Raw genomic sequence first — 6,570 nt, 5'->3', positions numbered from 1 at the left:
GGTCACGGAACACAGCTTCTGGCCGTTGAGGTCCGTGCCCTTGGAGATGGTCGAGTCCTTCTTGACCAGCAGGTCCTGATGGGCCAGCAGGTACGGGCCGGCGAAGTCCACCTTCGCCTTGCGCTCGTCGGTGATCGAGTAGGTGGCCGCGATGAACTTCACGTCACCGCGCGCGAGGGCGTTCTCCCGGTCGGCGCTCTTGGTCTGCACGAACTCGATCTGGTTCGGCTTGTAGCCGAGCTGGCCGGCGACGTAGGTGGCCACGTCCACGTCGAAGCCCGAGAAGGAGCCGTCGGGGTTCTGCAGGCCGAGACCGGGCTGGTCGTACTTGATGCCGACCTTGATCTTGCCGCCGCCCGAGGAACCGCTGTCCTTCTTGTCACTGCCGCCGCACGCGGTGGCGGACACGGCGAGGGCGAGCACGGCGGCCGAGACGGCGGTGACCTTGCGGAGCTGCATGATGAACGTCCTTTGAAGTGATGAGAGGTTGCTGGATCGCCGTGCGGGTCAGTGGTGCAGGATCTTCGACAGGAAGTCCTTGGCCCGGTCGCTGCGCGGGTTGCTGAAGAACTGGTCGGGGGTGGCCTCTTCGACGATCCGGCCGTCGGCCATGAAGACCACCCGGTTCGCCGCCGAGCGGGCGAAGCCCATCTCGTGGGTGACCACGACCATCGTCATGCCGTCCCGGGCCAGCTGCTGCATGACCTCCAGGACCTCGTTGATCATCTCGGGGTCGAGGGCCGAGGTCGGCTCGTCGAAGAGCATCACCTTCGGGTCCATCGCCAGTGCCCGGGCGATGGCGACGCGCTGCTGCTGGCCGCCGGAGAGCTGCGCGGGGTACTTGTCGGCCTGGGTGCCCACGCCGACCCGGTCGAGCAGCGCGCGGGCCTTCTCCTCGGCCTGCTTCTTGTCGGTCTTGCGGACCTTGAGCTGCCCGAGCATCACGTTCTCGAGCACCGTCTTGTGCGCGAAGAGGTTGAAGGACTGGAAGACCATGCCGACGTCGGCCCGCAGCCGGGCCAGCTCCCTGCCCTCCTGGGGCAGCGGCCGGCCGTCGATGGTGATCGTTCCGGAGTCGATGGTCTCCAGGCGGTTGATGGTGCGGCACAGGGTGGACTTGCCGGACCCGGAGGGGCCGATCACCACGACGACCTCACCGCGGTCGATCGTCAGTTCGATGTCCTGGAGCACGTGCAACGCGCCGAAGTGCTTGTTGACGCTCCTCAGGACGACCAGTTCGCCGGTCGCGGCCGTGTCTTCCTCGGCCACCGATACTTCGGTCATCGCTATCGGGCTCCGTCCTCCTCGGTTTCGGAGGAATGTAATGAGCGCGCATGACCAGCGTCATTACATCTGAGGGAGATCTGAGCATCACGATCCGATAGCATTCGGACACCTGTCGTAGCAGGGGTGGCCCGGCCGCGTATCGGCCGCGTAACGGAACCCGCCCCGCCGCCGGAACCCACTTGACGTCGCCCGCGTCCATCAGCGTGACTGCCCTGATGCACGCACGCGTGCGCGTACGTTCACTGCAGCCGGAGGGGGCCGGGATGAGACTGCTGCTCGTCGAGGACGACAACCACGTCGCCGCCGCACTCTCCGCGGTCCTGGCCCGGCACGGGTTCTCCGTCACCCACGCCCGCAGCGGCGAGGAGGCGCTCAAGGCCCTGGTACCCGACAGTGACGCCTACGACGTCGTGCTGCTCGACCTCGGCCTGCCCGACCAGGACGGCTACGAGGTCTGCGGCAAGATCCGCAAGCGCACCGGCACTCCGGTGATCATGGTGACCGCCCGCTCCGACGTCCGCTCCCGCATCCACGGCCTCAATCTCGGCGCCGACGACTACGTGGTGAAGCCGTACGACACCGGGGAACTGCTCGCCAGGATCCACGCCGTCAGCCGGCGCACCCACCACGACGAGGGCGCGGCCGGCAGCGACGGCGACAGCGCGCTGCGGCTCGGCCCGGTCCGTATCGAACTGCCCACCCGCCAGGTCAGCGTGGACGGCACGGCCGTCCAGCTCACCCGCAAGGAGTTCGACCTGCTGGCGCTGCTCGCCCAGCGGCCCGGGGTGGTGTTCCGCCGGGAGCAGATCATCAGCGAGGTGTGGCGCACCAGCTGGGAGGGGACCGGTCGCACCCTGGAGGTCCACGTCGCCTCCCTGCGCGCCAAGCTGCGCATGCCCGCCCTCATCGAGACCGTACGCGGCGTCGGCTACCGGCTCGTCGCCCCGGCCGCGTAGCGGGGACGGGTGCGCACACGTCTCCTCCCGCTGCTCATCGTCCTGCTGGCGGCCGTGCTGCTCGCGCTCGGCGTCCCGCTCGCCGTCAGCACGGCCTCCGCCCAGCAGCAGAAGGTCGTCGTCGACCGGATCGACGACACCGCGCGGTTCGCGGCCCTCGCCCAGTTCGTCACCGACGCGCCCACCACCGCGCGCCCCATGCGCACCGACGACCGGCTGGAGACCCTGCGCCGCGAACTCGACAGCTACTACGGCGTCTACGGCATCCGTGCGGGCGTCTTCTACCGCAACGCGTCCTCCATGGCCAACGCCCCCGATGACTGGGTGCTGCCGACGACGGGCGAGGTCAGGGAAGCGTTCGACGAGGCGCTCCTCAGCCGTCGCAGCCACGACCCCGAGCAGGTGTGGCCCTGGCAGCGCACCCGGCTGGTGGTGGCCTCACCGGTCATCCGGGACGGCGATGTCGTCGCCGTCGTGGTCACCGACTCGCCCACCGGCCCGATGCGCTCACGCACCCTGCGCGGCTGGCTGTTCATCGGCGCCGGCGAGTTCGCCGCGATGCTGCTCGCCGTCGGCGCCGCGCTCAGGCTGACCGGCTGGGTGCTGCGGCCGGTACGGATCCTGGACGCCACCACCCACGCGATCGCCAGCGGGCGGCTGAAGTCCCGGGTCGCGGCCGCCGGCGGCCCGCCGGAACTCAGACGACTGGCCCGGGCGTTCAACGAGATGGCGGACAACGTCGAGGAGGTGCTGGAGCAGCAGCGGGCGTTCGTCGCCGACGCGTCCCACCAACTGCGCAACCCGCTCGCCGCACTGCTGCTCCGCATCGAACTGCTCGCCCTCGAACTCCCCGAGGACAACGAGGAGATCGCCTCCGTCCGCACCGAGGGCAAGCGGCTCGCCCAGGTCCTGGACGACCTGCTCGACCTGGCGCTGGCCGAGCACGCCGAGGCGGACCTGATGCTGACCGACGTGGGACAGCTGACCCTGGAGCGCGTCGCCGCGTGGTCGCCGGCCGCCGCGGCGAAGGGCGTCCGGCTGGCCGGAGACTGCCCGCCGGCCACCGGGTGGGCCGACCCCGTCACGCTGTCCAGCGCGCTGGACGCGGTGATCGACAACGCGGTGAAGTTCACGCCGGAGGGGGGCGTGGTCGAGGTTGCCGTGGCCGTCGACGGCGCGGTCGCGAAGGTCGTGGTCACCGACACGGGGCCGGGGCTGACCGACGAGGAACTCGCGCGCGTGGGGGACCGGTTCTGGCGCAGCGGACGGCACCAGAACGTGAAGGGGTCGGGGCTGGGCCTGTCGATCACCCGGGCGCTGCTCACGGCGGGCGGGGGTTCGCTGTCCTACGAGCACCATGAGCCACGGGGGTTGCGGGTGACCGTCTCGGTGCCGCGGGGAGAGTGAGCCGCACGTCGGACACAGCGGCGCGCACCCGAGAGCGCCGGGGTGCTTCCGTCAGGGTTTCACCGAGCGGTAGTAGCGGCGCGCGCCCTCCTGCAGGGGCAGGGGGTCCGTGTAGATCGCGGTGCGCAGGTCCACCAGTTGGGCGGAGTGGACGTGGTTGCCGATGTCGTCCCGGCTCTTGATCACTGTGCGGGTCACCCACTCCGTGAGGCGCGGGTCCATGTCCTTGCGGGTCATCAGGACGTTGGACACCGCGATCGTCGCCACCGGGGTGTTCTCCTGCACGGACGGGTACGCCGACTCGGGCATGTTGGTCGCCCGGTAGTAGAGCGCGGCCTCGCCTTCGGAGTGCAGCCTGGTGACGAGGTTCCCGTCGATCGGGACGAACGTGAACGGGAACCGCTTCGCCAGGTCCAGGAGGCCCTTGGTCGGCAGGCCGCCCGACCAGAAGAACGCGTCGATCTTTCCCTGCCGCAACTGGTCGGGGCCGGTGTCTATGCCGTCGGACACCGGGGTGATGTCCTTCGCCGGATCGATCCCGGCGGCCTTGAGCACCCGGTTGGCGATGAGCCGCACACCGGAGTTGGGCAATCCGATCGCCACCCGCCTGTGCCGCAGCTGCGCGACGTCGGTGATGCCCGAGTCACGCGCCACGACGAGCTGGACGTAGTCGTCGTAGAGCCGCGCCACCCCGCGCAGCCGTCCGGCGCCCCTGCCGTCGTTCAGTTCGTACGTCTTCACCGCGTCGGCCGCCGCGATGGTGAAGTCGGCCTGGCCGGTCGCCACCCGCCGTACGTTCTCGTACGAGCCGGCGCTCTGCACCAGCTTCACCTTCAGCCCGGGCATGTCCTTGCCCAGCTCGGTGCGCAGCCGTTCGCCGTAGTCCTGGTAGACACCGGCCAGGGTGCCGGTGCTGAAGGTGATCGTCCCGGTCGGCGGATCCTCACCGAGTGGCAGCAGCCACCACAGCAGCAGCCCGAACACGACGGCGCCGGCGGCCGCGCCCTGGAGCGCGCGGCGCCTGCCGATACGGGGGAACACCTTGGGCATGCGGGCGATCCTGCCAGTCGGCCACCGTCCTGACCAGGCCCGGGGGAGCCGACGACCTGACGGTGCCCGGCCGACCGGCGGCGGACCGGGACTGTCAGTTGCGGACGCTAGAGTCGCCCGCATGACCAGCCACACCTCGGCCGACACTCCGACCAGCACCTCGCCCGCCCGGCTCGTCAGGGAGTTCCACCGCGCCTTCGGCCTGGACGCCCGCACCACTCCGGCCGAGGTGTCCCCCGAACTGGCCGCGCACCGGGGGGAACTGCTCGCCGAGGAAGCCGCGGAGGCCGCCGAGGTCGCGGTCGCCGGGCCCCTGGACCGGCTCGCGCACGAACTGGCCGACGTCGTCTACGTGGCGTACGGCACGGCGCTGGTGCACGGGATCGACCTCGACGCGGTGCTCGCCGAGATCCACCGCGCGAACATGAGCAAGCTGGGTCCGGACGGGCAGGTGGCCCGACGAGCCGACGGCAAGGTCCTCAAGGGCGAGCACTACCGGGCCCCGGACGTCTCGGCGGTGCTGCGCCGCCAGGGCTGGACACCGGACGAAGGGGCCTGACGCCGGTTCCGCCGGGGGCTAGTGCCGCGGCAGGCAACGTTCGCCCGGTCGCGACGCCCGGCACGCACTCTCGCCGCACCGGCCGAAAGCCCAGTACGTCCAGTACAAGGACTCCGGCCGGCACTCCCCCAGCCTCCGGCCGGGGGGACCCCCAGAGCACGCACCGGACGCCGCTCCTTAACGGGTAAACGTTGCCTGCCGCGGCACTAGCCGCCGACCTGGCCGAGCCGTACGTTCCAGCGGCCGGGGGCGCCCGTGACCTCCGTCGCCGCCAGCGGCGGGACGTCCACGCGCCAGAAGGCGGCCTCGGGCGCCCCCAGCGCGTGTACCACCACGGCCCGTACCACCTCGGGTTCGACCACGGCTACGGTTCTGCCCGCCGTCCTGCCGACGGTCTCCAGCCACGCGGTGACCCGCGCGCGGAACTCCCGTACCGATTCGCCCCCGTGCGGCGCCGCCCCCGGCTCGGACAGCCACCGGAGCAGCGCCTGCGGCTCGGCGGCGCCGACCTCTTCCAGCGTCCGCCCCCGCCAGCGCCCGGCGTCCAGGCCCGCCAGGGCGGGCTCCGCCGCGGCGTCCAGGCCCAGCGCGGCGGCCGTCTCACGGCAGCGCACACTGGGCGAGCTGACCGCGCGACCGGCGGCGGGCAGGGCCAGCGCCACCGCCCCGGGGTTCTCGATCGAGTCACCGTCGTCGAAGCGGGCCCGCCGCAGCGAAGGGGTGATCGCCGGGGCGACGAGGACGACTCGGCAGGTCACGGGACGGATGCTCCTCGGTGGTTCGGTCGCGCGGGAGGACGGACGGGCACGACAGTACGCCGTCCGGCTCCCGCGGCACTGTCAGCGCCGGCTGACAGACTGGTCGGCGTGGACAACCAACGCCGTGAACGGGCCGCACGCTTCGTCGAACTGCACCGGGAAGGCTGCTTCCTGCTGCCCAACGCCTGGGACCCGGGAAGCGCCCGTGTCCTGGAGTCGGCCGGGTTCCCGGCCGTGGCCACCACCAGCGCGGGCGTGGCCTTCTCCCTGGGCCGCCCGGACCACGACTACGGCGGCGACCGGATCGACCGCGACACGATGGTGGGCCGCATCGGCGAGATCGCCGCGGAGCTGCGCGTCCCGGTGAGCGCGGACCTGGAGGACGGCTTCGGTCAGGCGCCCGAGACCGTGGCCGAGACGATCGCGCTGGCCCTCGGGGCCGGGGCCGCGGGCGGCAACATCGAGGACTTCACCGGCGACCGCTCCGGGCCGCTGTACGACCCGGAACTCTCGGCCGACCGCATCCGTGCCGCACGCCAGGTCGTCGACGCGG

The 6,570-nt window shown here is 71.5% G+C and carries 8 protein-coding genes; 4 read left to right on the top strand and 4 right to left on the bottom strand.

The genetic code is table 11. From position 1 onward, the window contains the following. The coding region (locus ABZ646_RS37190; protein WP_360529274.1) for a transporter substrate-binding domain-containing protein at positions 1-459 on the bottom strand (459 nt) is incomplete at its 3' end. A 48-nt stretch (positions 460-507) separates the two neighbouring features. Beyond that, a complete protein-coding gene (locus ABZ646_RS37185) occupies positions 508-1,284 on the bottom strand; it encodes an amino acid ABC transporter ATP-binding protein (protein ID WP_360529271.1) in 777 nt (258 codons plus the stop codon). A gap of 266 nt (positions 1,285-1,550) precedes the next feature. Between ABZ646_RS37185 and ABZ646_RS37180 the strand changes: the two genes are divergently transcribed. Together ABZ646_RS37180 and ABZ646_RS37175 are read left to right on the top strand one after the other, a co-directional pair. Next, a complete protein-coding gene (locus ABZ646_RS37180) occupies positions 1,551-2,243 on the top strand; it encodes a response regulator transcription factor (RefSeq protein ID WP_360529268.1) in 693 nt (230 codons plus the stop codon). A gap of 9 nt (positions 2,244-2,252) precedes the next feature. Continuing rightward, positions 2,253-3,650, top strand: a complete 1,398-nt coding sequence (locus ABZ646_RS37175) for a HAMP domain-containing sensor histidine kinase (RefSeq protein ID WP_360529266.1) — start codon at positions 2,253-2,255, stop codon at positions 3,648-3,650. Between the two features lie 51 nt (positions 3,651-3,701). Here ABZ646_RS37175 and ABZ646_RS37170 read toward each other — a convergent pair whose 3' ends face one another. Beyond that, positions 3,702-4,700: a TAXI family TRAP transporter solute-binding subunit gene (locus tag ABZ646_RS37170; RefSeq protein WP_360529263.1), complete on the bottom strand. Its 999-nt coding sequence runs from the start codon at positions 4,698-4,700 to the stop codon at positions 3,702-3,704. 121 nt (positions 4,701-4,821) lie between these two features. On the opposite strand from ABZ646_RS37170, the gene ABZ646_RS37165 reads away from it, so the two are divergent. Continuing rightward, a complete protein-coding gene (locus ABZ646_RS37165; protein ID WP_360529260.1) occupies positions 4,822-5,259 on the top strand; it encodes a hypothetical protein in 438 nt (145 codons plus the stop codon). A 206-nt stretch (positions 5,260-5,465) separates the two neighbouring features. On the opposite strand, the gene ABZ646_RS37160 is transcribed toward ABZ646_RS37165, so the two are convergent. Continuing rightward, positions 5,466-6,017 (bottom strand): histidine phosphatase family protein, encoded by a 552-nt coding sequence (locus tag ABZ646_RS37160; protein ID WP_360529257.1) that lies wholly within the window; start codon positions 6,015-6,017, stop codon positions 5,466-5,468. Positions 6,018-6,125: 108 nt separating this feature from the next. Between ABZ646_RS37160 and ABZ646_RS37155 the strand changes: the two genes are divergently transcribed. Further along, on the top strand, positions 6,126-6,570 hold a 445-nt coding region (locus ABZ646_RS37155), incomplete at its 3' end, for an isocitrate lyase/phosphoenolpyruvate mutase family protein (protein WP_360529254.1).

This window comes from Streptomyces sp. NPDC007162 (assembly GCF_040634175.1).
Classification (GTDB): domain Bacteria; phylum Actinomycetota; class Actinomycetes; order Streptomycetales; family Streptomycetaceae; genus Streptomyces.
This window is presented reverse-complemented; position numbering and strand designations above follow the sequence as displayed.

Excerpts from the sequence above, each read along its gene's own strand:
- ABZ646_RS37185 (WP_360529271.1), bottom strand. The coding sequence starts at position 1,284 with ATGACCGAAGTATCGGTGGCCGAGGAAGACACGGCCGCGACCGGCGAA.
- ABZ646_RS37180 (WP_360529268.1), top strand. The coding sequence starts at position 1,551 with ATGAGACTGCTGCTCGTCGAGGACGACAACCACGTCGCCGCCGCACTC.
- ABZ646_RS37170 (WP_360529263.1), bottom strand. The coding sequence starts at position 4,700 with ATGCCCAAGGTGTTCCCCCGTATCGGCAGGCGCCGCGCGCTCCAGGGC.
- ABZ646_RS37165 (WP_360529260.1), top strand. The coding sequence starts at position 4,822 with ATGACCAGCCACACCTCGGCCGACACTCCGACCAGCACCTCGCCCGCC.